This window comes from Pseudomonas sp. SO81 (assembly GCF_030374125.1).
GTDB lineage: Bacteria > Pseudomonadota > Gammaproteobacteria > Pseudomonadales > Pseudomonadaceae > Aquipseudomonas.
Genome location: NZ_CP126126.1, coordinates 3,153,650 through 3,180,189 on the forward strand (window position 1 = coordinate 3,153,650; position 26,540 = coordinate 3,180,189).

The window sequence follows — 26,540 nt, forward strand, 5'->3', positions numbered from 1 at the left end:
GCGCCGCGCAGAAAAATTTACTCGGCGTCGCCGCTGGAGACCTGATCCGGATACTGGCTGCGCCACAGTTCGAAGCCGCCATCCAGGCTGTACACCTCGGCGAAGCCCTGGTGCGCCAGGTAGGCGGCGGCGCTCTGGCTGGAGTTGCCGTGGTAGCAGGAGACGATCAGCGGTGCATCGAAGTCGGCCTTGGCGATGAAGTCCGCCAGGTTGTGGTTGTCCAGATGCCGCGAGCCGCTGATATGGCCGTTGGCGAAGCTCTGCGGGTCGCGAATGTCCACTACCACGGCGCCTTGTTCGCGCAGGGCCTGGGCCTGCTCCGGGGGGATGCGTTTGAAGTCGCTCATGCGGGAGTCTCCTTGCAGTCGCAGCGGAATTTCTCGCCGCTGTCGATGTTCATCAGGGTCATGGCGCCGCCCCACACGCAGCCGCTGTCCAGGGCCGAGAGGCCGGGCTCGTCGCAGTTGCCTTCTAGCGCCGCCCAGTGGCCGAAGATGATCTTCTGCCCACGGGTCTTGCGTGCGGGCCAGCTGAACCAGGGGGCGTAGCCGGGCGGAGCGGTGCCCACGCCTTCCTTGCTCTTCAGATCGAGGGTGCCGTCCTCGGTGCAAAAGCGCATGCGGGTGAAGTAGTTGGTGATCACCCGCAGGCGGGTGACGCCGTGCAGATCGCTGTCCCATTTGGCCGGCTCGTTGCCGTACATGCCGTCGAGGAACAGGGGCAGGCGGGCATCGTCGAGCAGCACTTCTTCGACTTCAGCGGCGCGCTTGAGTGCCTTCTTCAGCGTCCACTGCGGCGGGATGCCGGCGTGCACCATGACGATGTCGCGCTGCTCGTCATGGTGCATCAGCTTCTGCCGGCGCAACCATTCGAGCAGGTCCCCGCGGTCCGGGGCGTCGAGGATTTCCTGCAGGGTGTCGTTCTTCTTCAGGCGCTCGACGTTGTGCGCGGCAGCCAGCAGGTGCAGGTCGTGGTTGCCGAGTACGCAGACCAGCGCATCGCGGATCGAATAAAGAAAGCGCAGGGTCTCCAGCGACTCCGGGCCGCGGTTGACCAGGTCGCCGACCAGCCACAACTTGTCTTGGGCTGGGTCGAAGGCGACCCGCTGCAGCAGGCATTTCAGCGGTTGCAGGCAGCCCTGCAGGTCGCCCACCGCATAAGTGGCCATCAGTGCAGGGCCCCCGGCACGGCCAGGCGGAACGGGGCGATGGGGGCGTCGAAGCGTTTGCCGTCGTCGGCGAGCATCTGGTAGCTGCCATGCATGTTGCCGACCTTGGTCGCCATCACCGTGCCGCTGCTGTAGGTATGGCTCTGGCCAGGCTCCAGGCGCGGCTGCTGGCCGATCACGCCGGCGCCGCGTACTTCCTGCACGCGGCCGTCGCCGTCGGTGATGATCCAGTGGCGGCTGAGCAGCTTGGCCGCCTCGGTGCCGCCGTTGTGCAGGGTCACGGTGTAGGCGAAGGCATAGCGGTTCTGCTCCGGAGTCGATTGGTCCGGGAGGTAGCGGGTCTCGACGCTGACGTCGATCTGGTAACGCGGGTCGGCCATCTGAACAAACTCGACAGGCTGAAAGGGCAGTTTAGTCCGCTTGGCCGCTGGCCTGGCGGTCGGCCAGCTGATCGGCCAGACGCACGAAGGCGGCCAGGTCCAGCTGTTCCGGGCGCAGGCCGCCGTCCACGCCGGCGGCCTCGATGGCCTCGTTCGGCAGCAGTTGCTTGAGTGTGTTGCGCAGGGTCTTGCGGCGCATGTTGAAGGCCTCGCGCACCACCCGCTCGAGCAGGCGATGGTCCTTGGCCGGGTGCGGCAGGCTCTGATGCGGCACCAAGCGGACGATGGCCGAGTCGACCTTGGGCGGCGGGTTGAAGGCGCCCGGGCCGACGTTGAACAGGTGCTCCACCCGGCAGTGGTACTGGACCATGATCGACAGGCGGCCCCAGTCGCCACCGCCCGGCTCGGCGGCCAGGCGCTCCACCACTTCCTTCTGCAGCATGAAGTGCATGTCGCGGATCAGCGGGGCGTTGTCCAGCAGGTGGAAGATCAACGGGGTGGAGATGTTGTATGGCAGGTTGCCGACCACGCGCAGGCTGTGGGGCGCGGCGTCCAGGCGGGTGAAGTCGAACTTCAGCGCGTCGCCCTGGTTCAGCTTGAAGCGCGGGTTGTCGCCAAACTTGCCTTGCAGGATGGGGATGAGGTCGAGGTCGAGCTCGATCACGTCGAGCTGCGCACCGCTGCCCAGCAGGCCTTCGGTCAGCGCGCCCTGGCCCGGGCCGATCTCCAGCAGGCGCTCGCCCTCTTTGGCATGAATGGCACGCAGGATGCGGTGGATCACCCCGGCATCGTGCAGGAAGTTCTGGCCGAAGCGCTTGCGCGCGCGGTGTTGGTATTCGGACATCGGTACGGCTCCAAGCTTCAAGCACAAGCTCAAAGCGCAATGCAAAGAGCGGCAGTTTAGCAGCCGCGGGCTCAGGCTCTAAGCGCGGCGTGCGCTGGCCATCTGGTAGGCGGTCTCCAGCGCGACCCGCAGGCTGCCGGTATCGATCTTGCCGCTGCCGGCCAGGTCCAGGGCGGTGCCGTGGTCGACCGAGGTGCGGATGATCGGCAGGCCCAGGGTGACGTTGACCGCCGCGCCGAAGCCCTTGTACTTGAGCACCGGCAGGCCCTGGTCGTGGTACATGGCCAGTACCGCGTCGCAGTGCTCGAGGTGCTTGGGGGTGAACAGAGTGTCGGCCGGCAGCGGGCCGATCAGGTTCAGGCCCTCGCCGCGCAGGAGCTCCAGGGTCGGTTCGATCACCTCGATCTCCTCGCGGCCCAGGTGGCCACCCTCACCGGCATGCGGATTGAGGCCGCAGACCAGGATGCGCGGGTTGGCGATACCGAATTTCTCCACCAGGTCGGCGTGCAGGATGCGAGTGACGCGGGCCAGGCGTTCGTCGGTGATCGCGGCGGCCACGTCCTTGAGCGGCAAATGGGTGGTCACCAGGGCCACGCGCAGGCCGCGGGTCGCCAGCATCATCACCACCTGCTCGGTGGTGGTCAGTTCGGCGAGGAACTCGGTGTGGCCGGAGAAGGGAATGCCGGCCTCGTTGATCACGCCCTTGTGCACGGGCGCGGTGATCATCCCGGCGAACGTGCCGTCGATGCAGCCCTGACCGGCGCGGGTCAGGGTAACCAGTACATAGGCGGCGTTGGCCTTGTCCAGTTCGCCGGCCACTACCGGAGCCGCCAGGGGCGTATCCCAGACATACAGGCTGCCGGCCGGAGCCGGGGCGCTCGGCCACTGGCCGGGACCAACGCCGATCAGCTCGATGCTCAGTCCCAGTTGCTGTGCGCGCTCGGACAGCAGGTCGCGGCTGGCGATGGCCACCAGCGCCTCGGGTTGAACCTCGCGGGCCAGCAGCAGGCACAGGTCCGGGCCGATGCCGGCGGGCTCGCCGGGGGTGAGGGCAAACAGGCGGGGAGTGGTCATGGCGGCCTCGTGGGAATACCGGGTCAGAGAGGAATACTGTACGCGCAAAGGCGCGAGGCGAAAAAAAGCCCGGCGGAACCGGGCTCTTTCACTGCGATCAGGCGATCAGAGCTTGATCTCGACGTAGGCTTCGTCGCGGATCTGGCGCAGCCAGGCCTGCAGCTCTTCGTCGTACTTGCGATTGCGCAGGATGTTCATCGCCTGCTGCTCGCGGTACTGCTCGCTGCTGTCGGTGGCGCGTCGGCCGAGGACTTCCAGCACGTGCCAGCCGTAGGGGCTCTTGAACGGCTCGGACAGCTGGCCGCTCGGAGTCTTGGCCATCACTTCGCGGAACTCCGGAACCAGGGTGTTGGGGTCGATCCAGTTGAGATCGCCGCCATTCAGTGCCGAACCCGGGTCTTCGGAGAAGCTCTTGGCCAGGGTGGTGAAGTCCTCGCCGGCGACGATGCGCTGGTACAGGCGCTCCACCAGGCGGCGGGTCTCTTCTTCGCTGCGCACTTCGTTGGGCTTGATCAGGATGTGGCGCACGTGCACCTCATCGCGCACCAGGGTGTCGCCGCCGCGCTTGTCCAGCAGCTTGACGATCATGAAGCCGCCAGGAGTGCGAACCGGCTCGGTGATATCGCCGACCGACAGGGCGCGAATCATCTCGGCGAACGCCGGTGGCAGCTGGGCCGCCTTGCGCCAGCCGATCTCGCCGCCTTCCAGGGCGTTCTCGCTGGCGGAGCTGGACATCGCCGTCTGAGCGAAGTCGGCGCCATTGCGTAGGCTGTCATATACCTCGGAGGTCTTCTGCGCGGCGGCGCGGATCTCGTCCGGAGAGGCCGCTTCCTGAACCGGGATCAGGATATTGGCCAGGCGGAACTCTTCCGACAGCTGCATTGCTCCCAGGTCCGAGGACAGGAAGTTCTGCACTTCCTGATCGGTCACCTGGATGCGCTCGGCCACGCGGCGCTGGCGCACGCGGCTGATGACCATCTCGCGGCGGATCTGCTCGCGGGCCTCGTCATAGGACAGGCCATCACGGGCCAGGGCGGCGCGGAACTGGTCCAGATTCAGGCGATTGCGCTGGGCAATCCCTTCCATGGCCTGGTTCAGTTCTTCGTCGGTGATACGGATGCCGGAGCGGTCGCCGATCTGCAGCTGCAGGTTCTCGACGATCAGGCGCTCCAGTACCTGCTGTTGCAATACATCCTGTGGTGGCAGCTGGCCGCCGCGCTTGCCGATGGTCTGCTCGACCTCGCGCAGACGCTGGTCCAGTTGGCTGTACATGATCACGTCGTTGTCGACGATGGCGACCACGCGGTCGATGGATTGGAGCTGCGCCTGTGCGGCGGAAGCGAGGAAAACTGCGCCCAGCAACAGCGGGCGCAGGCAATCAGAAAGCTTGTTCTTCACGTTCACGGTAACCTTGAATGCCTTGCTCGAGGAAGCTCTCAGTCTTGCCGCCCAACACGTTGCCGAGGCCCTTGAGGACGATCTGCAGGAAGATGCCGCGATCCGGCTCTTCGTTGGTATCGGGGTTGAGACTGGTTTCGTCGTAGTCGATCCAGTAGCGGTTGATCAGGCGCAGCTTCCAGCAGCAGCTGTCGTATTCGAAGCCGCCAAAGGCCTCGAGTGTACGGTCGCGTGCATAGTCGCGCTGCCAGCGGGCGATCACGTTCCACTGCGACACGATTGGCCAGATGACCGAGAAGTCGTGCTGCTGGATCTTGTAGTAGTCCTTGATGTAGTTCGGGCTGCCCGGCGTGCCGAAGTCGCTGCCATAGGTCCAAGTGCCGTTGGTCCTGTCGTAACGCATGGTGTCGTTACGATAGCGATAACCAGCGTTGATCACCTTGTTCGGATTGTCTTCTGGCTGATAGTGGAACATCACACTGCCGGAGCGGGTGCGGTGGGTGTTGCCGTCCCAGTTGAAGTCCGAGTTCACGCGCCAGTCGCGATTGAAGCGGTACATGTACTCCAGAGCGTAGGGAGAGGAGCTGGAGGTATAGTCGTCGCGTTGGCTAAGGGTTCCCGTTCTGTCAGGCATCGTGACCTTTCTGTCTTCGAAATAGAAAGCCTGGCCGATGCTGAAGCGTTGACGTTCAAAGCCGTTATCTTCGATCCAACGATTGGTTACACCGAGTGACAGCTTGTTCTCGTCACCAATGCGGTCTTTGCCCGAGAAACGGTTTTCGCGCCACAGAGAGGCGTAATTGAACGTGTACTCGCCAGTGTCGAACACGGGGATATCTTCTTGATCCTCTTCCGGTACATAGAGGTAGAAGGCGCGTGGCTCCAGGGTTTGACGATAGTTATTGCCGAACCACTGGGTGCTGCGGTCGAAGTACAGGCCGCTGTCCAGGCTAAAGATCGGTACGCTGCGATCCGGGCTATCTTCGAAGTCCTCTCCGATACTGGCGAGGTCTGCCTTGCCGACGGAATCCAGGTCCAGATCATATTGGGTATAGGCGTACTTCAGGCTTGGCTTGACGAAGCCCCAGGTTCGCTCTACCGGCAAGCTGATGCCAGGCTCGAGATGGATGCGCTCGCCCGTGGAGCGTGCACTGCCGAACACGTTGTTGTCGTACCAGGGCTCGGGATTGCCGTCTTCGTCGATGAAGTTTCCACTACGCAGATCACGATCAAAGAAGACGTATTCGGTACCGTAGGTGAAGTTCAGGCCACCCGGCTGGAATGGCAGCGCGCCATCCAGGGTCAGTTGCGGCAGACGCTCGTATGGCGTGATATCGACAACACTGGTTGCCTCGTAGGCATGCACATTGAGGCGGGCATTGAAGGAATCGCCTCGCCAGCTCAGCGTTCCGCGCTGATTGAGGAAGTCAGGCGTCTGTAGATTTTCCAGATCGCTGTCCAGATCCTGGAAGTAGTAAGGGTCGCTAATGTCGGTGTAGTCGACCTCGGCCAACAGCCGCTCGTCCAGGCCACCTACGTGCTGCCAGTTGTACATCCAGCGCTGGTCTTCGTACTCCGACTGCAGCTCGCGCTCGTCTTCCTGGTCGTCCAGATAGGCGCCGCCGACCTGACCTTCGCTGCCCTTGGTCAGGTAGCGGAACTCGCCCTCCATCAGCAGGCCGCGATTGGCCATGTAGGTCGGATAGAGGGTGGCGTCGTAGTTCGGTGCGATGTTGAAGTAGTACGGCGTCGACAGGGTGAAGCCGTTGTCGCTCGACGAGCTGATGCCCGGCGCAAGGAAGCCGGACTGGCGACGATCGTCGATCGGGAAATAGATGTACGGGGTGTAGAAGACCGGAATGTCCTTCACCCGCAGGGTCACGTTGGTCGCGGTACCGAAACCGGTGGCCGGGTCCAGCTTGATGTTGTTCCCCTTCAGGTGCCAGGCGTTATTGCCTGGCTCGCAACGGGTGTAGGTACCGTCCTTGAGGCGGACGACGGCGCTTTCTTCGCGTTTGGCGTAGAGCGCGTTGCCGCGGACGTGGCCCTTGTGGATCACGTATTCGGCGTTCTCGACCTTGGCTTCGCCGTTGTCCAGCTGGATCTCGGCGCGGTCGCCGACTACCAGCATGCCGTTGTCGCGAATGCGTACGTTGCCTTTCAGCTCGCCGCGGTTTTCGGCCTGGTGCAGGGTGGCCTCTTCGGCCTCGATCTGCATGCTCGACTGGCGCAGGACCACGTCACCGGCGAGGGTGGCGGCTTCCTTCTCCTGCTCGTAGCGCGAAGCCTTGGCCGAGACGAACAGCGGCGCCTCGTCCATCGGCGTGTCGTCGCTCATGCCCGGGCGTAGCGGCTCGACGTAGGAGCCCTCGCAGTACGGGCCGACTTCCGCCAGTTGCGCGGCGCTCAGTTTGTCGCGCGGGACCCAGTCCAGGTGGCTGTAGTCGGCGCTGCGGCTGCTCAGGGCGCGGCCTTTGCTCTCGGTGACCAGTACCGCCTGCTCACCCTGCGCCTGGCTGTCGGCCGACTGGGCGGCACCGGTGCCGGCAACGGAGCTGACGGCCGTGGCGCTGTGCTGCGGGCGCGGCAGTGCGGCAGCGGCATTGCTCTTCGGTGAGCAGGCCCAGCCGCCGGAGGCGGAGGCGGAGCAGTCGTACTGCTCGGTGGCAATAGCGAAAGGCGAGGCCAGAGGTTGCAGAGCCAGCAGGCTGCCGGTCACCAGCAACGGGAATTTTTTACGGAACAGGGGGAGTTTTACTGCCATCTTGTTTTTCCGGGCTTCCTGCGCGCCTTCGACCCGCGGGGGCCGCACGCCTCTCGATGGGCTGAAAAAGATGCTGGATAATAAAGCATGACCCGCGCAACGGCTAGCGCCGTCGGAGACCCCTGTAATGCCCGATCAAGATGTGCGTCTCCAGCTCCTGCGGAGCTGGCTGCAAGACTGTCTACCCGTTCTGTTTCAACGCGAAGGCTGGGGTGAAGTGCCCGCTGCGAGCCTGGCTCCGGCCAGCAGCGACGCCAGTTTCCGCCGCTATTTCCGCTGGCAGGCCGAGGGCCGCAGCCTGATCCTGATGGACGCCCCGCCACCCCAGGAAGATTGCCGGCCCTTCGTCAAGGTCGCCGCCATGCTGGCCGAGGCGGGCGTGCATGTGCCGCGCATCCTGGCCCAGGATCTGGAGCGAGGCTTCCTGGTACTGGACGACCTGGGCTCGCAAACCTGGCTCGAGGTGCTGAACGCGGAGAACGCCGATGCGTTGTTCGACGCCGCCTTGCGGGCCCTGGTGGCCTTCCAGAAGCTGCCGGTCGAGGGCCAGCTGCCGCCTTACGACGACGCCCTGCTGCGCCGCGAGTTGCAGCTGTTCCCCGATTGGTACCTGCAGCGTCATCTCGGCGTGGAGTTGGACGAAGCGCAGCGCGGCCAGTGGCAGCAGGTCTGCGATTTGCTGGTGGGCAGCGCCCTGGATCAGTCGCGGGTATTCGTCCATCGCGACTACATGCCGCGCAACCTGATGCTGAGCCAGCCCAACCCCGGCATCCTCGATTTCCAGGACGCGGTGCACGGCCCGATCAGCTACGACGTCACCAGCCTGTTCAAGGACGCCTTCCTCAGCTGGCCTGAGGAGCGTGTGATCGGCTGGCTGCAGCGCTACTGGCAGCTGGCACGTGACGCCGGCCTCGCGGTACCGGCCCAGTTCGCCGAGTTCCACCGCGCCAGCGACCTGATGGGCGTGCAACGCCATCTCAAGGTGATCGGCATCTTCGCCCGCATCTGCCACCGCGACGGCAAACCCAAGTACCTGAACGATGTGCCGCGCTTCTTCTCCTATATAGAGGCAGTGCTGACGCGACGCCCCGAACTGGCCGTGCTCGGTGAACTGCTGGCCAGCCTGCCACAGCGGGAGAAGCAACCGGCATGAAGGCGATGATTCTCGCGGCGGGCAAGGGCGAACGCCTGCGGCCGCTGACCCTACACACGCCCAAGCCGCTGGTGCGTGCCAGTGGTACTCCGCTGATCGAGTTCCATGTGCGCGCCCTGGCCGCCGCCGGTTTCAGCGAGCTGGTGATCAACCACGCCTGGCTCGGCCAGCAGATCGAGGACTACCTGGGCGACGGTAGCCGCTACGGTCTGCGCATCGTCTATTCGGCCGAAGGCGAGCCGCTGGAAACCGGCGGAGGCATCTTCAAGGCCCTGCCGTTGCTGGATGACGAGCCGTTCCTGGTGGTCAATGGCGATATCTGGACCGACTACGATTTCGCCGCCCTGCGCCGTCCGCTGCAGGGGCTGGCCCATCTGGTGCTGGTGGATAACCCCGCCCACCACCCGAGCGGCGACTTCCGCCTGCAGGATGGTCGCGTGGCGGATGCTGTTGCCGGGCAGGCCAGCTTCACCTACAGCGGCATGGCCGTATTGCATCCGCGCCTGTTCGCCGGCTGCCAGCCGGGGGCCTTCAAGCTGGCGCCGCTGTTGCGCGCCGCTATGGCCGACGGCAAGGTCAGCGGCGAGCATTTCGCCGGTCGCTGGGTCGACGTAGGCACCCACGAGCGCCTGGCGGATGTCGAGCGCCTGCTGGCGGCGGAAGCCTGACATGCTCTGGCCGGCGACCCTGATCGGCGCGGCGGCGGGGCTGGCGATTGCCAGCATCCCCGGCGCGTTGCTCGGTGGCCTGCTCGGCCAGGTGCTGGATCGGCGCCTGCGCCTGCAATCCCTCGATCATCTGCGCGAGTTGCTCGGTGCCAAGCGCCCGCCGCCGCTGGACGACGAGGACCTGCTGTTCATGCTGATCGGTCGGCTGGCCAAGAGCGACGGCCGGGTACTCGACAGCCATATCCAGGCGGCGCGCAACGAGATGCAGCGCCTGGGCCTGGATGAGCCGGGCCGGCGGCGCGCCATGCAGGCCTTCAATCGCGGCAAGCAGGTCGACGACAAGGAGTTGCGCGCCGCGCTCCGGGCGCTGCACGAGCGCCCGGAGCGGGGTGAAACGCTGCTGCGCACCTGCTGGCGCATGGCCTGGGCCGATGGCCGGGTGAGTGAGGCGGAGTCCCGGCTGATCCAGCAGTGGGGGCTCTGGCTGGGGTGGAAGCGCGAGGCGCTGAAGACCCTGGCCGCCGAGTACGAGCCGGCGCGCCAGGTGCCGCAGGTGAAGTCCAGCGATTACCAGGCGGCCCTGCGCTTGCTTGGCGTGCAGATGGATAGCGAGCCGGCGGTGATCAAGCGCGCCTACCGCCGCCTGATCAGTCGCCACCACCCGGACAAGTTGGCCGGCTCCGGCGCCACCGCGGCGCAGTTGCGTACGGCGACCGACAAGACCCGCGAGCTGCAGATCGCCTACGAGCTGGTGCGCCAGCGCCACGGCTTCCGCTAGCGGCCCGCACCTGCGGTCTACTGTTTCTCCAGCCAGCCACGCACCCGGCGGAACAGCTGCTCCTGCTCGGCTTCCAGATTACCCGGCAGGGCCTTGAGGGCGATCTGCGTGTAGCCGTCATGGGCCAGGCGCTTGCTGGCCTGCTTGCGCCGTACCGCGCTGCCGCGATCGGCGGCCAGGTCCTTGTAGAAGAAATCGCCGGTGGCCAGTTTGAGGCCGGGAATCAGCTCGTCCAGCGCCGGGGTCTGCCCGCCGGGCAGTTGCGGCGCGACCACCACCAGCTGCTTGATCTGCTCGGGCTTGCGCTCCTTGAGATAGAGCGCGGCCCAGTAGGCGCCGTCGCCATGGCCGAGCAGCACGATGTTCTTGGCATCTTGCTGCTCGGCGAAGGCGATGCCGGCCTGGATGCGCGCGAAGATGCGCTCGGCCGGATCGACCGCAGGCGGCGCGGGTGTGGCGGCGGGAGGCGCAGTCTCAGCGGGGGCACCGGTGGTCGCGCCCTCGGTCGCCGGGTCTGGCGCGGCATCCTGGGCCGGCGCGGTGGCGGTATCGACGGTCACCGGTTCCGGCGCGCGCGGCAGCACCGCTTCCGGCAGTGGCGCGGCCTTGCTGTCCGGCAGGCTCAGGCTGAGCGTGCTCCATTCGACATCCGGCAGCTTGAGGCGCAGCGGCTTGATCGCCTGGGGCCAGTCGGCACTCTCGTCGGCGCCCGGCACCAGGATCACCACGCCCTTGAACTCCGGTGCGTTGGCCGGTTTCCACAGTGCGAGGAATTTCTCCTCGCCGGTCTGCAGGATCTGCTGTTCGTCCTTGGGCAGCTGGCGCTCGAGCCCTGCGGCGTTGTCCTCGATGCGCTCTTCCAGCGGCTGGCGTGGCGGCTCGGCAGGCGCGGCGCCCTCGCTGGGGGCTTCGCCGGCGGGCGTTTCGGTGGGAGTCGGAGCTTCTTCCTCGGCATGCACGGGCAGGGCGAGGGTCAGGCACAAGGCCAGGAGTGTCGGCAGGACTGGACGGCGCATCTCAGCACTTCGGTAGCGGGAGGTTCTAGCAGCCTAAGCGCTTCGCCGCAGTTTGTCAGGTAAGGTAGAAAGCGGACCCGAGATGATGTGGATCGACGCTGTGCGCATGATTCGACTGCTGTGCTGGCTGCTGCCGCTGTTTCCCCTGCTGGGCCAGGCGGCCGAGCTGGATGCGGCGCAGCGTGCCTGGCTGGCCGAGCATCCGCGGCTGCGCGCCGGCGTGGTGCTGCAGGCGCCCTATGCCGAGTATCAGCGCCGCCAGCAGCAACTCAGCGGGCTGAATGTCGAGCTGAGCGAGGCGCTGGCCAAGTCCCTCGGCGTCGAGCTGAGCTGGCTCGGCTATGCCGACCAGGCGGCCCTCGACCAGGCCCTGCGTGCCGGGCGAGTCGATTTTGCCCCGGGACTGACTCAGACCCCCGCCGGCCTGCGCCTGTGGCAGTTCTCCGATCCCTATCTGCGCGTTCCCCATCTGCTGGTGGGAGAGCGCCTGGGCGAACTGGGCGTGGAGCTGGAGAACCTCGGCGAGCGCGAGCCGCTGGCCGTGCGCGAACCCAGCGTGGTGGCCGACTACCTGCGCGGCAATTACTTCAACCTGCGCCTGCAGGCCCAGCCCTCCGACCGCGAGGCGCTGCGCGCGGTGCTGGCGCAGCGGGCGCGCTATGCGGTGATCGACCAGGCGCAGCTCAGTCGTCTCAGTCAGGAGAGCGAGTTCGCCGGCCTCACCGTGATCGCCGATGTCGGTCTGCCGCAGCTGCTGCGCTTCGGCACCCGCCGCGACTGGCCCGAGCTGGCGACCATCCTCGACACCGGCCTGCGCCAGTTGCCGGCCGAGCAGCTGGAGCAATTGCAGCAGCGCTGGCTGACCGCCCGCACGCCTAGCCTCGGCGAGTCGCCGCAGTTCTGGCGCAACCTGAGCCTGCTGCTCGGCCTGCTGTTGCTGGTCAGCCTGGCCCTGCTCGGCGTGCTGCGCCGCCAGCGTGGCGGCCTGGAGAGGCGCCTGCTGGAGGCGCGCGCGACCCTGGCTCGGCGCGAGGTGGCCGAAGAGGCGCTGCGCCTGGCGCAGTTCTCCCTCGACCACAGCACGGTCGGCATCCTCTGGGTCAACTGGGACAGCCGGGTGCGCTACGCCAACCAGGCGGTGGCCGAGATGCTCGGCTACGACAGCCACGCCATGGTCGACCGGCCGCTGCAGGATTTCGAGCCGAACCTGGGCATGGACCGCTGGCTCGGCCTGTGGAAGCGCGTACGCCAGCACGAGGAGGGCGCGCTGAGCTTCGAGAGCAACTGCGTCCGCGCCGATGGCAGCTGGATGCCGGCCGATGTGACCCTGGGCTTCCTGCGCTTTCGCGAGGCCGAGTACCTGGTGGTCTACCTCACCGACGTCACCGAGCGCCGCCGTGCCCACGCCGCCCTGGAGGAGAGCGAGGCGCGCCTCAAGGGCATCGCCGGCAACGTGCCGGGCCTGGTGTTCCGCCTGGAGCGCCCGTTGCCCGTTGCGCCGGTGGACTTCGCCTTTATCAGCGAGGGCAGCGAACAACTGGTCGGCTACCCGCCGGCGACCATCATGGCGGTCGACTTCGGCATCCGCAGCCTGGTCCATCCCGAGGACCGCGCCGCCTACCACGCCACCCAGGACGCCGCCATCGAGGCGGCCAGCGACTGGCAGTGGCAGGGCCGCATCCTCACCCGTGACGGTCGCGTGCGCTGGGCCGATATCAAGGCCAGTGCCCGCCAGCTCAGTGCCGAGCATGTGGTGTGGGACGGCGTGGTGTGGGACATCAGTGACAACAAGGCCATCGAGCTGGAGCTGGCCGAGTCGCGCGCCCAGCTGCGCGAGCTGTCCGCGCACCTTGAGAGCGTGCGTGAGGAGGAGAAGGCGCGCATCGCCCGCGAGGTGCACGACGAGCTGGGCCAGGTGCTCACCGTGCTCAAGCTGGAGACCTCCATGTGCGAGCTGGCCTATGCCGGCCTCGACGCCGGCCTGCAGGCGCGCCTGGACAGCATGAAGAAACTGATCGCCAACCTGTTCCAGCTGGTGCGCGACGTGGCTACCGCGCTGCGCCCGCCGATCCTCGACGCCGGCATCGCCTCGGCCATCGAATGGCAGGCGCGGCGCTTCGAGGCGCGCAGCGGCATTCCCTGCCTGGTGCGGGTACCCGAGCAGGTGCCGGCGCTGGCGGACGCCAAGGCCATCGGCCTGTTCCGCGTGCTGCAGGAGGCGCTGACCAATGTGCTGCGGCATGCCCAGGCGCACACGGTGGAGATCGACCTGGAGGTGCAGGGCGGCGAGCTGTGCCTGCGGGTGAGTGACGATGGTCGGGGTTTCGACACGGCCGCCCAGCGCGCACAATCCTTCGGCCTGGTCGGCATGCGCGAGCGTGTGCTGATGCTCGGCGGCCGCCTGGACATCGACAGCGCGCCGGGGGAGGGCACCACCCTGAGCGTGCGCGTGGCACTGGATGAAGAGGTCGTAGCGTGATTCGAGTACTGGTGGCCGAAGACCACACCATCGTCCGCGAGGGCATCAAGCAGCTGATTGGCCTGGCCAAGGATCTCGTCGTCGCCGGCGAGGCCTGCAACGGCGAGCAGTTGCTGGAGACCCTGCGCCATACCCCCTGCGAGGTGGTGCTGCTGGATATCTCCATGCCCGGCGTCAACGGCCTGGAGGCGATTCCGCGCATTCGCGCGCTGAGCGAGCCGCCGGCGGTGCTGGTGCTGTCCATGCACGACGAGGCGCAGATGGCCGCCCGCGCCCTGAAGATCGGCGCCGCCGGCTACGCGACCAAGGACAGCGACCCGGCGCTGCTGCTCACCGCCATCCGCAAGGTCGCCGCCGGTGGCCGCTATATCGACCCGGAGCTGGCCGACCGCATGGTCTTCGAGGTCGGCCTGACCGACTCGCGGCCGCCGCACGCGCTGCTGTCCGAGCGCGAGTTCTCGGTGTTCGAGCGCCTGGTGCGCGGCGAGGGCGTCAACGAGATCGCCCAGCAGTTGTCGGTCAGCAGCAAGACCATCAGCACCCACAAGGCGCGCCTGATGCAGAAGCTCAATCTGCACTCGGTGGCCGACCTGGTGAAGTACGCGGTCGAGCACAAGTTGATCTGAGACAAGTTCCTCGTTTGCACCTCTTTACATTGCAGTCGCTTCGTGGCTGATTGGTCACCTTTCGCGGCGACCGCTCTGGCGCAAGCCTTTCGCCCGTTTGCAGGGCATCGATGCAATGGGGAACAAGATGTACAAGAAGTACCTTGCAGGCAGCCTTCTGGCGGCCGCGCTGCCGGCCCACGCCGACTACGTGACGGTGATTTCCTTCGGTGGGGCCAACAAGGAGGCGCAGCGCGCCGCTTTCTACGACCCGTTCAAGAAGTCCACCGGGACCAGCGTGGTGCATGGGTCCTACAACGGCGACCTGAGCAAGTTGCGCAAAATGGCGCAGATGAGCCACGTGTCCTGGGACGTGGTCGAGGTGGAGGCACCGGAGCTGGCACGCGGCTGCGAGGACGGCCTGTTCGAGAAGTTCGATCCCAAGCTGCTCGGTGACGCCGCCGACTACCTGCCTGGCGCCGTGCAGCCCTGTGGCGTCGGCATCTTCGTCTGGTCCACGGTGCTGGCCTACAACGGAACCAAGGTGAAAGGCGCGCCCCAGGGCTGGGCCGACTTCTGGGACACCAAGCGCTTCCCCGGCAAGCGCGCCCTGCGTTGGGGGGCCAAGTACAACCTGGAGTTCGCCCTGATGGCCGACGGTGTGCCGGCCAAGGACGTATACCGGGTGCTGGCCAGCGCCGAGGGCCAGGATCGTGCCTTCCGCAAGCTGGACGAGATCAAGCCGCAGCTGCACTGGTGGAAGACCGGCGTGGAGCCGATCCGCCTGCTCGGCGACGGCCGCGTGGTGATGAGTTCGGCCTATAACGGCCGGATCGCCGCCGCCCAGGCCGAGCAGCCGCAACTGGCCCTGAGCTGGAACGGCGGCATCTACGACTTCGACTACTGGGCGCTGCCCAAGGGCCTCGGCAAGGCCGAGCAGGCGCGCCGTTTCGTCGCCTTCGCCAGCCAGCCGGAACCGCAGCGGCGCTTCGCCGAGAACATTGCCTACGGCCCGGTGAACCGCCACGCCATTGCCGCGCTGGACCCCAAGGTCCGCGCCAACCTGCCCACCGCCCCGGCCAATCTGGCCGGCGGCGTCGGCATGGATGCGACCTTCTGGGCCGCCAACGGTGCCGCCCTGGAGGAGCGTTTCGCCCGCTGGGCCGAGCGCTGATCGCAAGTATTGGTGCTGTAGGGCGATCCCTACAGCGCCTCGTCCGTCCGCCTTATAGCAATCTCTCATACCGCCCGATTTGCGCCGGCTGCAGGGCTTTCTAGGCTTACAGCACGGCAACAAGAACAAAGGTGCGGTGATGGCCGAGAATGCTTCCAGCGACGTGCTCGTCAGCTTCAAGGGCGTGCAGAAGAGCTACGACGGCGAAAGCCTGATCGTCAAAGACCTCAATCTGGATATCCGCAAGGGCGAGTTCCTCACCCTGCTCGGGCCGTCCGGTTCCGGCAAGACCACCAGCCTGATGATGCTGGCCGGTTTCGAGACGCCCACCGCCGGCGAGATCCTCCTGGCCGGGCGCGCCATCAACAACGTGCCGCCGCACAAGCGCGACATCGGCATGGTGTTCCAGAACTACGCGCTGTTCCCGCACATGACGGTGGCCGAGAACCTGGCCTTCCCACTCACCGTGCGCGGCATGAGCAAGACCGACATCACCGAGCGGGTCAAGCGCGCGCTGTCCATGGTCCAGCTCGACAACTTCCGCCACCGCTATCCGGCGCAGCTTTCCGGCGGCCAGCAGCAGCGCGTGGCGCTGGCCCGTGCGCTGGTGTTCGAGCCGCAGCTGGTGCTGATGGACGAGCCGCTCGGCGCGCTGGACAAGCAGCTGCGCGAGCACATGCAGATGGAGATCAAGCACATCCACCAGCGCCTGGGCGTGACCGTGGTCTACGTGACCCACGACCAGGGCGAGGCGCTGACCATGTCCGACCGGGTGGCGGTGTTCCACCAGGGTGAGATCCAGCAGATCGCCCCGCCGCGCGACCTCTACGAGGCGCCGAGCAACACCTTCGTCGCCCAGTTCATCGGCGAGAACAATCGCCTGGCCGGCGAGCTGGTCAGCCGCGATGGCGAGCGCTGCACCGTGCGTACCGCCCGTGGCGAGCAGGTACAGGCGCTGGCGGTGAATGTCGGCGAGCCAGGCGCACCGGTGAGCCTGTCGATCCGTCCCGAGCGGGTGCGCATCAACAGCGCCAGCGAGAGCTGCGCCAATCGTTTCAGCGGCCGGGTGGCCGAGTTCATCTACCTGGGCGACCACGTGCGCATCCGCATGGAGGTGTGTGGCAACCCCAGCTTCTTCGTCAAACAGCCGATCGCCGAGCTCGACCCCGCCCTGGGCGTGGGCGACGTGGTGCCGCTCGGCTGGCATGTGGAGCACGTAAGGGCGCTAGACCCTCTGATCGTCGAGTGACGGCGCCAGGCATTACCAACCCTGCACAGTGGAGAAAACAACAATGAGCAACATCCGCAGCATCTTCCGCCACAGCGCCCTGGCCCTCGGCCTGCTCGGCGCGGCCCAGGCGATGGCCGCCGACCTGACGGTGATCTCCTTCGGTGGCGCCAACAAGGACGCCCAGACCAAGGCCTTCTACCAGCCGTGGGAAGCGGCCGGCAAAGGCAAGGTGATCGCCGGCGAGTACAACGGCGAGATGGCCAAGGTCAAAGCCATGGTCGACACCAGCAGCGTGTCCTGGCACCTGGTGGAAGTGGAGTCGCCCGAGCTGTCCCGCGGTTGCGACGAGGGCCTGTTCGAAGAGCTGGACCCGGCCCTGTTCGGCAATCCCGACGACTTCATCGAAGGTGCCATCCAGCCGTGCGGCGTGGGCTTCTTCGTGTGGTCCACGGTGCTCGCCTACAACGCCGACAAGCTCTCCGCCGCCCCGAGCAGCTGGGCCGATTTCTGGGACGTGGCCAAGTTCCCGGGCAAGCGCGGCCTGCGCAAGGGCGCCAAGTACACCTTGGAATTCGCCCTGATGGCCGACGGCGTGGCGCCGAAGGACGTCTACAGCGTGCTCGCCACCCAGGAAGGCCAGGATCGCGCCTTCAAGAAACTCGACCAGATCAAGCCGCACATCCAGTGGTGGGAAGCCGGCGCCCAGCCGCCGCAGTTCCTCGCCTCCGGCGACGTGGTCATGAGCTCTGCCTACAACGGCCGCATCGCCGCCGTGCAGAAGGAGAGCAACCTGAAAGTGGTATGGAACGGCGGCATCTACGACTTCGACTCCTGGGCCATCCCGAAAGGTGCCAAGGATGCCGACGCCGCCAAGGCCTTCGCCGCCTTCAGCGTGCAGCCGGAGCAGCAGAAGGTCTACTCCTCGAACATCGCCTACGGCCCGGCCAACAAGAAGGCCGTCGAGCTGCTCGACCCGGCGCTGCTCAAGGACATGCCGACCACCCCGGAAAACATCGCCAACCAGGTGGCCATGAACGTGACCTTCTGGGCCGACTACGGCGAGCAGCTGGAACAGCGCTTCAACGCCTGGGCGGCCAAGTAAGTATCCCGTGCAGTGCCCCTTTCTGGTGAAGGGGAGTTGGTTGGAGGGACGCTCCCCCGTCCCTCCTGACCCTCGCCCGCCGTTGGGCGAGGGCGCTTTGTCCCGGTGTTTCTGGAGCCCGCGATGGCCACTACCGTATCCCTCACCGAGTTCGCCGGCCTGACGCTGAAGCAGAAGCTGGCCCGCGCCGAGCGCATCAACCAGCTAAAGGCCCAGGGCCTTATCCTGCCGCTGCTGGTGTTCCTCTTCGTGGTGTTCCTGCTGCCCATCGGCATCCTGCTGTACAAGAGCGTGGAGAACCCCGAGGTGGTCGGCAGCCTGCCGCGCACCGTCGAGGCCATCGGCACCTGGGATGGTCGCGGTCTGCCCGAGGAGCCGGTGTACCAGGCCCTGGCCCAGGACCTGGCCGAAGCGCGGAAGAACCAGACCATCGGCGATCTTTCCAAACGCCTGAACATGGAGCTGGCCGGCTACCGCAGCCTGCTGGCCAAGACCGGTCGCGCCCTGCCGTTCAAGCAGGAGCCGGCTTCCTACAAGGATGCGCTGGAGAACCTCGACGAGCGCTGGGGCGACCCGGCCTACTGGCAGGTGATCCGTCGCAACGACAGTGGTTTCACCCCCTATTTCCTGCTGGCGTCCCTCGACCACCGCATCGACGATCTCGGCGAGCTGGCGTCCGCCACCCCGGACCAGGCCATCTACCTGGACATCTTCGCCCGCACCTTCTGGATGGGCCTGGTGATCACCGCCATCTGCCTGGTGCTGGCCTATCCGCTGGCCTACCTGCTGGCCAACCTGCCGACCCGCGCTAGCAACCTGCTGATGATCTTGGTGCTGCTGCCGTTCTGGACCTCGATCCTGGTGCGCGTGGCGGCGTGGATCGTGCTGCTGCAGTCCGGCGGCCTGATCAACAGCGCGCTGATCGCCATAGGTGTGATCGATGCGCCGCTGCAGCTGGTGTTCAACCGCACCGGGGTGTACGTGGCCATGGTGCACATCATGCTGCCGTTCATGATCCTGCCGATCTTCAGCGTGATGAAGGGCATCTCGCCGAGCTACATGCGCGCCGCCATCTCGCTCGGCTGCCACCCCTTCGCCAGCTTCTGGCGGGTGTACTTCCCGCAGACCCTGGCCGGCGTCGGCGCCGGCTGCCTGCTGGTGTTCATCCTGTCCATCGGCTACTACATCACCCCCGCGCTGCTGGGTAGCCCGGGCGACCAGATGATTAGCTACTTCGTCGCCTTCTATACCAACAGCACCATCAACTGGGGCATGGCCACGGCGCTGGGCGGCCTGCTGCTGCTGGCGACCATGCTGCTCTACGTGGTGTACAGCTGGCTGGTGGGCGCGAGCCGCCTGCGTCTGGGCTGATCAGGAGAACATCGAGATGCTGAGCCCCTACAAGTCCCCCGTCGAGCGCGCCTGGTTCTGGACCCACCGTGGCCTATGCGCGCTGGTGCTGCTGTTCCTGATTCTGCCGGTGCTGGTGATCATCCCGCTGTCGTTCAACTCCGGCAGCTTCCTGGTCTACCCGCTGCAGGGCTTCTCCCTGCGCTGGTACGAGTCGTTCTTCAGCTCCGCCGAGTGGATGCGCTCGCTGAAGAACAGCATGATCGTTGCACCGGCCGCCACCGTGCTGGCCATGGTGTTCGGCACCCTGGCGTCGATCGGCCTGACCCGTGGCGAGTTCCGCGGCAAGGCGCTGGTGATGAGCCTGCTGATCTCGCCGATGGTCGCCCCGGTGGTGATCGTCGGGGTGGCCAGCTACCTGTTCTTCGCCCCGCTTGGCCTAGGCAACAGCTACACCTCGCTGATCCTGGTGCACGCGGTGCTCGGTGTGCCATTCGTGATCATCACAGTGTCGGCCACCCTGCAGGGCTTCAACTACAACCTGGTGCGCGCTGCGGCCAGCCTGGGCGCCTCGCCGATCACCGCGTTCCGCCGGGTGACCCTGCCGCTGATCGCGCCCGGGGTGATCTCTGGCGCGCTGTTCGCCTTCGCCACCTCGTTCGACGAAGTGGTGGTGACCCTGTTCCTCGCCGGCCCCGAGCAGGCCACCCTGCCACGGCAGATGTTCAGCGGCATCCGCGAGAACCTGTCGCCGACCATCGCCGCCGCCGCCACCCTGCTGATCGCCTTCTCGGTGGTCATGCTGCTGACCCTGGAGTGGCTGCGCGGGCGCAGCGAGAAGATGCGCACCGCCATGCCCGAGTGATACGGATACAGCGCCTGCGGCGAAAGTCGCAGGCGTTCACTGACGTGTGACAACAGCCTTCGCGACCGACTCAGGCTACAATTGCGCCACCGTGATTCATGCCTGAGGTTCGCATGCAGCCCTTCGCCATCGCCCCGTCGATCCTGTCCGCCGATTTCGCCCGCCTGGGTGAGGAGGTCGACAAGGTGCTCGCCGCCGGCGCCGACATCGTCCACTTCGACGTGATGGACAACCACTACGTGCCCAACCTGACCATCGGCCCGATGGTCTGCTCGGCACTGCGCAAGTACGGCATCAGCGCGCCGATCGACGCCCACCTGATGGTGTCGCCGGTCGACCGCATCATCGGCGACTTCATCGACGCCGGCGCGACCTACGTGACCTTCCACCCGGAAGCGACCCAGCATATCGACCGCTCCCTGCAGCTGATCCGCGACGGCGGCGCCAAGTCCGGCCTGGTGTTCAACCCGGCCACCTCGCTGGACTGCCTGAAGTACGTGATGGACAAGGTCGACATGATCCTGCTGATGAGCGTCAACCCCGGCTTCGGCGGGCAGAAGTTCATCCCCGCCACCCTGGATAAGCTGCGCGAGGCCCGCGCCCTGATCGACGCTTCTGGCTACGACATCCGTCTGGAGATCGACGGCGGGGTCAACGTGAAGAACATCCGCGAGATCGCCGAGGCGGGCGCCGACACCTTCGTCGCCGGCTCGGCCATCTTCAACCAGCCCGACTACAAGGCGGTGATCGACGCCATGCGCGCCGAACTGGCCCAGGTGCGCGCGTGATCCACGAGTTGTTCGAGGGAAGCCTGCCGCGCCTGGTGATGTTCGACCTGGACGGCACCCTGGTGGATTCGGTGCCCGACCTGGCCGCCGCCATCGACCGCATGCTGGTGCAGCTCGGTCGCCCGGCTGCCGGTGTCGAACGGGTGCGCGACTGGGTCGGCAACGGCGCCCGCGTGCTGGTGCGCCGCGCCCTGGCCGGCGGCATCGAGCACACCGAGATCAGCGACGCCGACACCGAGCAGGCCCTGGAGCTGTTCAACGAGGCCTACTCCGGCAGCCATGCGCTGAGCACCGTCTACCCGGGCGTCACCTCTACCCTCAAGTGGCTGAAGAAGCAGGGCGTGGAGCTGGCGCTGATCACCAACAAGCCGGAGCGCTTCGTCGCCCCGCTGCTGGACGAGATGAAGCTGGGCCGTTACTTCCGCTGGATCATCGGTGGCGACACCCTGCCGCAGCAGAAGCCCGACCCGGCCGCGCTGCTGTTCGTTATGCGCCTGGCCGGTGTGGAGTCGCAGCAGGCGCTGTTTATCGGCGACTCGCGCAACGACGTGCTGGCCGCCCGCGCCGCCAGCGTGCCCTGCGTGGCCCTGAGCTACGGCTACAACCATGGTCGGCCGATCGCCGAGGAGAACCCGGCACGGGTGCTCGACGATCTGCGCCAGCTGCTGCCCGGTTGCGCGGCCGATGACGCTGCGCTAATGTCGCCGGACTCTTCCGATTACCCGCCTCATCGAGACAGCATCGTGGTAGTTGCCAGCAAACAATGGATGAAAGTCATCAAGGCCCTGGCCCGCTGGCGCTGGCGCGCCTGATTTCTCCTGGCCGGCTGGTTCCGGCGCGTTTGCCCAACATCCGTTTCACCTCCTCATACCACGAGGCAGAGCATGACCCGCGAAGAATTCCTGCGCTTGGCCGCCGACGGCTACAACCGCATTCCGCTTGCATTCGAAACCCTGGCCGACTTCGACACCCCGCTGTCGATCTACCTCAAGCTGGCCGACACCCCCAACTCCTACCTGCTGGAATCCGTGCAGGGCGGCGAGAAGTGGGGCCGCTACTCGATCATCGGCCTGCCGGCGCGCACCGTGCTGCGCGTGCATGGTCACCAGATCAGCGTGCGTGTCGACGGCGTCGAGGTGGAGAGCCTGGAAAGCGAAGACCCACTGGCCTTCGTCGAGCAGTTCAAGGCCCGCTACAACGTACCGACCATCGCCGGTCTGCCGCGCTTCAACGGCGGCCTGGTCGGCTACTTCGGCTACGACAGCGTGCGCTACGTGGAGAAGAAGCTGGCGCAGTGCCCGAACCCCGATCCGCTGGGCACCCCGGACATCCTGCTGATGGTCTCCGATGCGGTCGTCGTGTTCGACAATCTGGCCGGCAAGATGCACGCCATCGTTCTCGCTGACCCGGCCCAAGCCGATGCCTACGAACAGGGCCAGGCCCAGCTGCGCGAGCTGCTCAACAAGCTGCGCAGGCCTATCACCCCGCGCCTGGGCGTGGACCTGAGCAAGCCGGCCGGCAAGGAGCCGGACTTCGTCTCCAGCTTCAAGCGTGACGACTACGAGGCCGCAGTCGGCGCGATCAAGGAATACATCCTGGCCGGCGATTGCATGCAGGTGGTGATTTCCCAGCGCATGTCGATCCCGTTCCAGGCCGCGCCGATCGACCTGTATCGCGCGCTGCGCTGCATCAACCCGACGCCCTACATGTACTTCTTCAACTTCGGCAACTTCCACGTGGTGGGCAGCTCGCCGGAGGTACTGGTACGCGTCGAGGACAACCTGGTCACCGTGCGCCCGATTGCCGGCACCCGCCCGCGCGGCGCGACCGAGGAGGCCGACATCGAGCTGGAGAAGGATCTGCTGTCCGACGCCAAGGAGATCGCCGAGCACCTGATGCTGATCGACCTGGGGCGCAACGACGTCGGCCGCGTCTCCAGCACCGGCACGGTGAAGGTCACCGAGCAGATGGTGATCGAGCGCTATTCCAACGTCATGCACATCGTCTCCAACGTGACGGGGCACCTGAAAGAGGGCCTGTCGGCCATGGACGCCCTGCGCGCCATCCTGCCGGCCGGCACCCTGTCCGGTGCGCCGAAGGTGCGCGCGATGGAGATCATCGACGAGCTGGAGCCGGTCAAGCGTGGGGTCTACGGCGGCGCCGTGGGTTATCTCGCCTGGAACGGCAACATGGACACCGCCATCGCCATCCGTACCGCGGTGATCAAGGACGGTGAGCTGCACGTGCAGGCCGGCGCCGGCATCGTCGCCGACTCGCAGCCGGCCCTGGAGTGGGAAGAAACCCTGAACAAGCGCCGCGCCATGTTCCGCGCGGTCAGCCTCGCCGAACAGTCCGTAGAGTAAGGGGCCCAACCATGCTGCTGATGATCGATAACTACGACTCCTTTACCTACAACGTGGTGCAGTACCTGGGCGAGCTGGGTGCCGATGTCCGCGTGATCCGCAACGACGAGCTGAGCATCGCCGAGATCGAGGCACTGAACCCCGAGCGCATCGTGGTCTCGCCCGGCCCGTGCACGCCGACCGAGGCTGGCGTGTCACTGGAGGTGATCAAGCACTTCGCCGGCAAGCTGCCGATCCTCGGCGTGTGCCTCGGCCACCAGAGCATCGGCCAGGCCTTCGGTGGCGACGTGGTGCGTGCGCGCCAGGTGATGCACGGCAAGACCAGCCCGGTGTTCCACGAGGACAAGGGTGCCTTCGCCGGCCTCAACATGCCGCTCACCGTGACCCGCTACCATTCCCTGGTGGTCAAGCTGGAGACCCTGCCGGAGTGCCTGGAAGTCACCGCCTGGACCCAGCATGCGGACGGCTCGGTGGACGAGATCATGGGCCTGCGCCACAAGACCCTGAACATCGAGGGCGTGCAGTTCCACCCGGAATCCATCCTCACCGAGCAGGGCCACGAACTGTTCGCCAACTTCCTCAAACAGCAAGGCGGAGTGCGCTGATGGACATCAAGGAAGCCCTCAACCGGGTGGTCAACCAGCTGGACCTGTCTACCGCCGAGATGCAGGACGTGATGCGCCTGATCATGACCGGCCAGTGCACCGACGCGCAGATCGGCGCCTTCCTCATGGGCATGCGCATGAAGAGCGAGACCATCGACGAGATCGTCGGGGCCGCCACCGTCATGCGCGAGCTGGCCGCGCCGGTGCAGATCAACGCCGAGCGCCTGGTCGACACCTGCGGCACCGGTGGCGACGGCATGAACGTGTTCAACGTCTCCACCGCCGCCGCTTTCGTGGTCGCGGCGGCCGGTGGCCGCGTGGCCAAGCACGGCAACCGCGCCGTGTCCGGCAAGAGTGGCAGCGCCGACCTGTTGGAAGCCGCCGGCGTCTACCTGAACCTCAAGCCCGAGCAGGTGGCACGTTGCGTCGAGAGCGTCGGCGTCGGCTTCATGTTCGCCCCGGCCCATCACGGCGCCATGAAACATGCCATCGGCCCGCGCCGCGAGCTGGGCCTGCGCACCATCTTCAACATGCTCGGCCCGATGACCAACCCGGCCGGTGTCAAGCACCAGGTGATCGGCGTGTTCAGCCAGGCCCTGTGCCGGCCGATGGCCGAAGTGCTGCAGCGCCTGGGCAGCAAGCACGTGCTGGTGGTGCACGCGCAGGATGGCCTGGACGAGATCAGCCTGGCCGCGCCGACCCATGTTGCCGAGCTGAAGGACGGCGTGGTCAGCGAGTACCGCATCCAGCCCGAGGACTTCGGCATCAAGAGCCAGACCCTGATGGGCTTGACCGTCGAAGACGCCCAGGGCTCGCTGGCACTGATCCGCGATGCTCTCGGCCGGCGCAAGACCGAGCATGGCCAGAAGGCCGCCGACATGATCGTGCTGAATGCCGGTGCCGCCCTCTGCGCGGCCGATCTGGCGACTAGTCTGAAGGAAGGTGTGCAGCTGGCGCAGGACGCTCTGCACACCGGCCTGGCTTGGGAAAAGCTGGACGAGCTGGTGTCCTTTACCGCGGTATTTCGTGTGGAGAACGAAGGGTGAGCATTCCAACCGTGCTGGAGAAGATCCTCGCCCGCAAGGCCGAGGAAGTGGCCGAGCGCCGCGCCCGCGTCAGCTTCGCCGAGGTCGAGGCGCAGGCGCGTGGCGCCGATCCGGTGCGCGGCTTCGCCCGCGCCCTGCAGGAGCGGGTGGCGCAGAAGCAGGCCGCGGTGATCGCCGAAGTGAAGAAGGCCTCGCCGAGCAAGGGCGTGCTGCGCGAGAACTTCGTGCCCGCCGACATCGCCAAGAGCTACGAGGCCGGTGGCGCGGCCTGCCTGTCGGTACTCACCGACATCGACTTCTTCCAGGGTGCCGACGAGTACCTGCAGCAGGCCCGCGCGGCCTGCTCGCTGCCGGTGATCCGCAAGGACTTCATGATCGACCCGTACCAGATAGTCGAGGCCCGCGCCCTGGGCGCCGACTGCGTGCTGCTGATCGTCTCGGCGCTGGATGACGTACGTATGGCCGAGCTGGCCTCCAGCGCCAAGGACGTCGGCCTCGACGTGCTGGTGGAAGTGCATGATGGAGACGAGCTGGAGCGTGCGTTGAACACCCTGGACACGCCGCTGGTGGGCATCAACAACCGCAACCTGCACAGCTTCGAAGTCAGCCTGGAGACCACCCTCGACCTGCTGCCGCGCATTCCGCGCGATCGCCTGGTGATCACCGAGAGCGGCATCCTCACCCGTGCCGATGTGGAACTGATGGAGATCAACGAGGTGTACTCGTTCCTGGTCGGCGAGGCCTTCATGCGCGCCGAGGAGCCGGGCACCGAGCTCAAGCGCCTGTTCTTCGCCGGCAGCCGCGTGGTGCCGGGCGTCGATCCGGACTGAACTGGTCTGCATAAAAAAGCCCGCCGATTGGCGGGCTTTTTTATGCATCGGGCTAGCGAGCTAGAGCGAGGCTAGGAGCGAGCTGCTGAGGGAGCGGAGTTTACATGCAGTAAATGAGCATCCCGAAGCAGCTTGCGACAACGACTCGCCGACGCGCAGCAGCCCGATCAGCGGGTGCCGAACACCACCATGGTCTTGCCTTTGACATGCACCAGGCCCTGTTCCTCCAGGGACTTGAGCACGCGGCCGACCATCTCGCGGGAACAGCCGACGATGCGGCCGATTTCCTGACGGGTGATCTTGATCTGCATGCCGTCCGGATGCGTCATGGCGTCCGGCTGCTTGCACAAGTCGAGCAGGGTGCGGGCCACGCGGCCGGTGACGTCGAGGAAGGCCAGGTCGCCTACCTTGCGCGTGGTGTTGCGCAGGCGGTCGGCCATCTGGCTGCCCAGGGCGTAGAGAATCTCCGGGTCCTGTTGGGTCAGCTCGCGGAACTTGGCGTAGCTCAGTTCCGCCACTTCGCACTCGGTCTTGGCGCGGACCCAGGCGCTGCGCTCCTTCTCGGTGCCTTCCTTCTCGAACAGCCCCATCTCGCCAAAGAAGTCGCCGGGGTTGAGGTAGGCGATGATCATCTCGCGGCCGTCGTCATCCTCGATGAGGATGGTGACCGAACCTTTGATGATGAAGAACAGGGTCTCGCAACGATCCCCCGCATAGATGATGGTGCTCTTTGCCGTATAGCGACGGCGGTGACAGTGCGCGAGCAGCTTGTCGATGTTCTTGATCTTTGGTGTAAGGGTAATAGCTACCATGCCCGAGTCCCGAAATTGAGTAAGCCTTTGTCCAGCAGGCGAATTTC

25 protein-coding genes are annotated in these 26,540 nt (G+C 66.2%); 16 read left to right on the plus strand and 9 right to left on the minus strand.

The window, feature by feature from the left end:
* Nucleotides 1–17: 17 nt before the first annotated feature.
* The 7 genes from glpE to OH686_RS14695 all read right to left on the minus strand — a co-directional run bounded on the left by glpE (nucleotide 18) and on the right by OH686_RS14695 (nucleotide 7,628).
* Nucleotides 18–347: a thiosulfate sulfurtransferase GlpE gene (gene glpE, locus OH686_RS14665; protein WP_289533543.1), complete on the minus strand. Its 330-nt coding sequence runs from the start codon at nucleotides 345–347 to the stop codon at nucleotides 18–20.
* Complete coding sequence (locus OH686_RS14670; protein ID WP_289533545.1) at nucleotides 344–1,168, minus strand: symmetrical bis(5'-nucleosyl)-tetraphosphatase; 825 nt, start codon at nucleotides 1,166–1,168, stop codon at nucleotides 344–346. The genes glpE and OH686_RS14670 overlap by 4 nt, the downstream gene beginning before the upstream one ends.
* Nucleotides 1,168–1,548 (minus strand): Co2+/Mg2+ efflux facilitator ApaG/CorD, encoded by a 381-nt coding sequence (gene apaG, locus OH686_RS14675; protein ID WP_289533546.1) that lies wholly within the window; start codon nucleotides 1,546–1,548, stop codon nucleotides 1,168–1,170. Before apaG ends, OH686_RS14670 begins: the two co-directional genes overlap by 1 nt.
* 31 nt (nucleotides 1,549–1,579) lie before the next feature.
* Entirely contained in the window at nucleotides 1,580–2,392 is an 813-nt protein-coding gene (gene rsmA / locus OH686_RS14680) for a 16S rRNA (adenine(1518)-N(6)/adenine(1519)-N(6))-dimethyltransferase RsmA (RefSeq protein WP_289533548.1), read from the minus strand.
* A 78-nt stretch (nucleotides 2,393–2,470) separates the two neighbouring features.
* The gene (pdxA, locus tag OH686_RS14685) at nucleotides 2,471–3,466 is read right to left on the minus strand and encodes a 4-hydroxythreonine-4-phosphate dehydrogenase PdxA (RefSeq protein ID WP_289533549.1); all 996 of its coding nucleotides are present in this window, start codon (nucleotides 3,464–3,466) and stop codon (nucleotides 2,471–2,473) included.
* Nucleotides 3,467–3,571: 105 nt separating this feature from the next.
* Nucleotides 3,572–4,870: a peptidylprolyl isomerase gene (locus OH686_RS14690; protein WP_289533551.1), complete on the minus strand. Its 1,299-nt coding sequence runs from the start codon at nucleotides 4,868–4,870 to the stop codon at nucleotides 3,572–3,574.
* Nucleotides 4,845–7,628, minus strand: a complete 2,784-nt coding sequence (locus tag OH686_RS14695) for an LPS-assembly protein LptD (protein ID WP_289533553.1) — start codon at nucleotides 7,626–7,628, stop codon at nucleotides 4,845–4,847. The genes OH686_RS14690 and OH686_RS14695 overlap by 26 nt, the downstream gene beginning before the upstream one ends.
* A gap of 127 nt (nucleotides 7,629–7,755) precedes the next feature.
* On the opposite strand from OH686_RS14695, the gene OH686_RS14700 reads away from it, so the two are divergent.
* From OH686_RS14700 to OH686_RS14710, 3 genes are read left to right on the plus strand one after another with little or no spacing between them, the layout of a single operon-like run.
* Nucleotides 7,756–8,781, plus strand: coding sequence for an aminoglycoside phosphotransferase family protein (locus OH686_RS14700; protein WP_289533555.1), 1,026 nt, complete (start codon nucleotides 7,756–7,758; stop codon nucleotides 8,779–8,781).
* Nucleotides 8,778–9,449, plus strand: a complete 672-nt coding sequence (murU, locus tag OH686_RS14705) for an N-acetylmuramate alpha-1-phosphate uridylyltransferase MurU (RefSeq protein WP_289533557.1) — start codon at nucleotides 8,778–8,780, stop codon at nucleotides 9,447–9,449. Before OH686_RS14700 ends, murU begins: the two co-directional genes overlap by 4 nt.
* A 1-nt stretch (nucleotide 9,450) precedes the next feature.
* Nucleotides 9,451–10,227, plus strand: coding sequence for a TerB family tellurite resistance protein (locus tag OH686_RS14710; RefSeq protein WP_289533559.1), 777 nt, complete (start codon nucleotides 9,451–9,453; stop codon nucleotides 10,225–10,227).
* A gap of 17 nt (nucleotides 10,228–10,244) precedes the next feature.
* Here the strand turns inward: OH686_RS14710 and OH686_RS14715 are convergent, their stop codons facing one another.
* Complete coding sequence (locus OH686_RS14715; protein WP_289533561.1) at nucleotides 10,245–11,243, minus strand: alpha/beta hydrolase family protein; 999 nt, start codon at nucleotides 11,241–11,243, stop codon at nucleotides 10,245–10,247.
* 106 nt (nucleotides 11,244–11,349) lie between these two features.
* Between OH686_RS14715 and OH686_RS14720 the strand changes: the two genes are divergently transcribed.
* The 13 genes from OH686_RS14720 to trpC all read left to right on the plus strand — a co-directional run bounded on the left by OH686_RS14720 (nucleotide 11,350) and on the right by trpC (nucleotide 25,681).
* The gene (locus OH686_RS14720; protein WP_289538987.1) at nucleotides 11,350–13,722 is read left to right on the plus strand and encodes a PAS domain-containing sensor histidine kinase; all 2,373 of its coding nucleotides are present in this window, start codon (nucleotides 11,350–11,352) and stop codon (nucleotides 13,720–13,722) included.
* The gene (locus tag OH686_RS14725) at nucleotides 13,719–14,348 is read left to right on the plus strand and encodes a response regulator (RefSeq protein WP_137974826.1); all 630 of its coding nucleotides are present in this window, start codon (nucleotides 13,719–13,721) and stop codon (nucleotides 14,346–14,348) included. Before OH686_RS14720 ends, OH686_RS14725 begins: the two co-directional genes overlap by 4 nt.
* A gap of 115 nt (nucleotides 14,349–14,463) precedes the next feature.
* Nucleotides 14,464–15,501: an ABC transporter substrate-binding protein gene (locus OH686_RS14730; RefSeq protein WP_502942741.1), complete on the plus strand. Its 1,038-nt coding sequence runs from the start codon at nucleotides 14,464–14,466 to the stop codon at nucleotides 15,499–15,501.
* Between the two features lie 139 nt (nucleotides 15,502–15,640).
* Complete coding sequence (locus tag OH686_RS14735) at nucleotides 15,641–16,750, plus strand: ABC transporter ATP-binding protein (RefSeq protein WP_289533565.1); 1,110 nt, start codon at nucleotides 15,641–15,643, stop codon at nucleotides 16,748–16,750.
* A 43-nt stretch (nucleotides 16,751–16,793) separates the two neighbouring features.
* Nucleotides 16,794–17,834: an ABC transporter substrate-binding protein gene (locus OH686_RS14740; protein ID WP_289533566.1), complete on the plus strand. Its 1,041-nt coding sequence runs from the start codon at nucleotides 16,794–16,796 to the stop codon at nucleotides 17,832–17,834.
* Nucleotides 17,835–17,957: 123 nt separating this feature from the next.
* The gene (locus OH686_RS14745; RefSeq protein ID WP_289533567.1) at nucleotides 17,958–19,205 is read left to right on the plus strand and encodes an ABC transporter permease; all 1,248 of its coding nucleotides are present in this window, start codon (nucleotides 17,958–17,960) and stop codon (nucleotides 19,203–19,205) included.
* 16 nt (nucleotides 19,206–19,221) lie between these two features.
* Nucleotides 19,222–20,049 (plus strand): ABC transporter permease, encoded by an 828-nt coding sequence (locus OH686_RS14750; protein ID WP_289533569.1) that lies wholly within the window; start codon nucleotides 19,222–19,224, stop codon nucleotides 20,047–20,049.
* 113 nt (nucleotides 20,050–20,162) lie between these two features.
* Nucleotides 20,163–20,837 carry a ribulose-phosphate 3-epimerase gene (rpe, locus tag OH686_RS14755; protein ID WP_289533571.1) on the plus strand — a complete coding sequence of 225 codons (675 nt, stop codon included), beginning with the start codon at nucleotides 20,163–20,165 and terminating at the stop codon, nucleotides 20,835–20,837.
* A 38-nt stretch (nucleotides 20,838–20,875) separates the two neighbouring features.
* The gene (locus OH686_RS14760; RefSeq protein WP_502942815.1) at nucleotides 20,876–21,649 is read left to right on the plus strand and encodes a phosphoglycolate phosphatase; all 774 of its coding nucleotides are present in this window, start codon (nucleotides 20,876–20,878) and stop codon (nucleotides 21,647–21,649) included.
* Nucleotides 21,650–21,721: 72 nt separating this feature from the next.
* Nucleotides 21,722–23,200, plus strand: a complete 1,479-nt coding sequence (trpE, locus tag OH686_RS14765; protein WP_289533575.1) for an anthranilate synthase component I — start codon at nucleotides 21,722–21,724, stop codon at nucleotides 23,198–23,200.
* An 11-nt stretch (nucleotides 23,201–23,211) separates the two neighbouring features.
* Nucleotides 23,212–23,805 (plus strand): aminodeoxychorismate/anthranilate synthase component II, encoded by a 594-nt coding sequence (locus OH686_RS14770; protein ID WP_289533576.1) that lies wholly within the window; start codon nucleotides 23,212–23,214, stop codon nucleotides 23,803–23,805.
* Nucleotides 23,805–24,851: an anthranilate phosphoribosyltransferase gene (trpD, locus tag OH686_RS14775; RefSeq protein WP_289533578.1), complete on the plus strand. Its 1,047-nt coding sequence runs from the start codon at nucleotides 23,805–23,807 to the stop codon at nucleotides 24,849–24,851. The genes OH686_RS14770 and trpD overlap by 1 nt, the downstream gene beginning before the upstream one ends.
* Nucleotides 24,848–25,681 carry an indole-3-glycerol phosphate synthase TrpC gene (gene trpC / locus OH686_RS14780; RefSeq protein ID WP_289533579.1) on the plus strand — a complete coding sequence of 278 codons (834 nt, stop codon included), beginning with the start codon at nucleotides 24,848–24,850 and terminating at the stop codon, nucleotides 25,679–25,681. The genes trpD and trpC overlap by 4 nt, the downstream gene beginning before the upstream one ends.
* A 167-nt stretch (nucleotides 25,682–25,848) precedes the next feature.
* Here trpC and crp read toward each other — a convergent pair whose 3' ends face one another.
* Nucleotides 25,849–26,493 (minus strand): cAMP-activated global transcriptional regulator CRP, encoded by a 645-nt coding sequence (gene crp, locus OH686_RS14785; RefSeq protein WP_137974837.1) that lies wholly within the window; start codon nucleotides 26,491–26,493, stop codon nucleotides 25,849–25,851.
* Nucleotides 26,494–26,540: the final 47 nt, after the last annotated feature.

What these genes read in the sequence shown, in the direction of transcription:
- glpE (WP_289533543.1), bottom strand. Translation starts at nt 347, where the DNA reads ATGAGCGACTTCAAACGCATCCCCCCGGAGCAGGCCCAGGCCCTGCGC.
- OH686_RS14670 (WP_289533545.1), bottom strand. Translation starts at nt 1,168, where the DNA reads ATGGCCACTTATGCGGTGGGCGACCTGCAGGGCTGCCTGCAACCGCTG.
- apaG (WP_289533546.1), bottom strand. Translation starts at nt 1,548, where the DNA reads ATGGCCGACCCGCGTTACCAGATCGACGTCAGCGTCGAGACCCGCTAC.
- rsmA (WP_289533548.1), bottom strand. Translation starts at nt 2,392, where the DNA reads ATGTCCGAATACCAACACCGCGCGCGCAAGCGCTTCGGCCAGAACTTC.
- pdxA (WP_289533549.1), bottom strand. Translation starts at nt 3,466, where the DNA reads ATGACCACTCCCCGCCTGTTTGCCCTCACCCCCGGCGAGCCCGCCGGC.
- OH686_RS14695 (WP_289533553.1), bottom strand. Translation starts at nt 7,628, where the DNA reads ATGGCAGTAAAACTCCCCCTGTTCCGTAAAAAATTCCCGTTGCTGGTG.
- OH686_RS14700 (WP_289533555.1), top strand. Translation starts at nt 7,756, where the DNA reads ATGCCCGATCAAGATGTGCGTCTCCAGCTCCTGCGGAGCTGGCTGCAA.
- murU (WP_289533557.1), top strand. Translation starts at nt 8,778, where the DNA reads ATGAAGGCGATGATTCTCGCGGCGGGCAAGGGCGAACGCCTGCGGCCG.
- OH686_RS14710 (WP_289533559.1), top strand. Translation starts at nt 9,451, where the DNA reads ATGCTCTGGCCGGCGACCCTGATCGGCGCGGCGGCGGGGCTGGCGATT.
- OH686_RS14715 (WP_289533561.1), bottom strand. Translation starts at nt 11,243, where the DNA reads ATGCGCCGTCCAGTCCTGCCGACACTCCTGGCCTTGTGCCTGACCCTC.
- OH686_RS14720 (WP_289538987.1), top strand. Translation starts at nt 11,350, where the DNA reads ATGATTCGACTGCTGTGCTGGCTGCTGCCGCTGTTTCCCCTGCTGGGC.
- OH686_RS14730 (WP_502942741.1), top strand. Translation starts at nt 14,464, where the DNA reads ATGGGGAACAAGATGTACAAGAAGTACCTTGCAGGCAGCCTTCTGGCG.
- OH686_RS14735 (WP_289533565.1), top strand. Translation starts at nt 15,641, where the DNA reads ATGGCCGAGAATGCTTCCAGCGACGTGCTCGTCAGCTTCAAGGGCGTG.
- OH686_RS14740 (WP_289533566.1), top strand. Translation starts at nt 16,794, where the DNA reads ATGAGCAACATCCGCAGCATCTTCCGCCACAGCGCCCTGGCCCTCGGC.
- OH686_RS14745 (WP_289533567.1), top strand. Translation starts at nt 17,958, where the DNA reads ATGGCCACTACCGTATCCCTCACCGAGTTCGCCGGCCTGACGCTGAAG.
- OH686_RS14750 (WP_289533569.1), top strand. Translation starts at nt 19,222, where the DNA reads ATGCTGAGCCCCTACAAGTCCCCCGTCGAGCGCGCCTGGTTCTGGACC.
- rpe (WP_289533571.1), top strand. Translation starts at nt 20,163, where the DNA reads ATGCAGCCCTTCGCCATCGCCCCGTCGATCCTGTCCGCCGATTTCGCC.
- OH686_RS14760 (WP_502942815.1), top strand. Translation starts at nt 20,876, where the DNA reads ATGTTCGACCTGGACGGCACCCTGGTGGATTCGGTGCCCGACCTGGCC.
- trpE (WP_289533575.1), top strand. Translation starts at nt 21,722, where the DNA reads ATGACCCGCGAAGAATTCCTGCGCTTGGCCGCCGACGGCTACAACCGC.
- OH686_RS14770 (WP_289533576.1), top strand. Translation starts at nt 23,212, where the DNA reads ATGCTGCTGATGATCGATAACTACGACTCCTTTACCTACAACGTGGTG.
- trpD (WP_289533578.1), top strand. Translation starts at nt 23,805, where the DNA reads ATGGACATCAAGGAAGCCCTCAACCGGGTGGTCAACCAGCTGGACCTG.
- crp (WP_137974837.1), bottom strand. Translation starts at nt 26,493, where the DNA reads ATGGTAGCTATTACCCTTACACCAAAGATCAAGAACATCGACAAGCTG.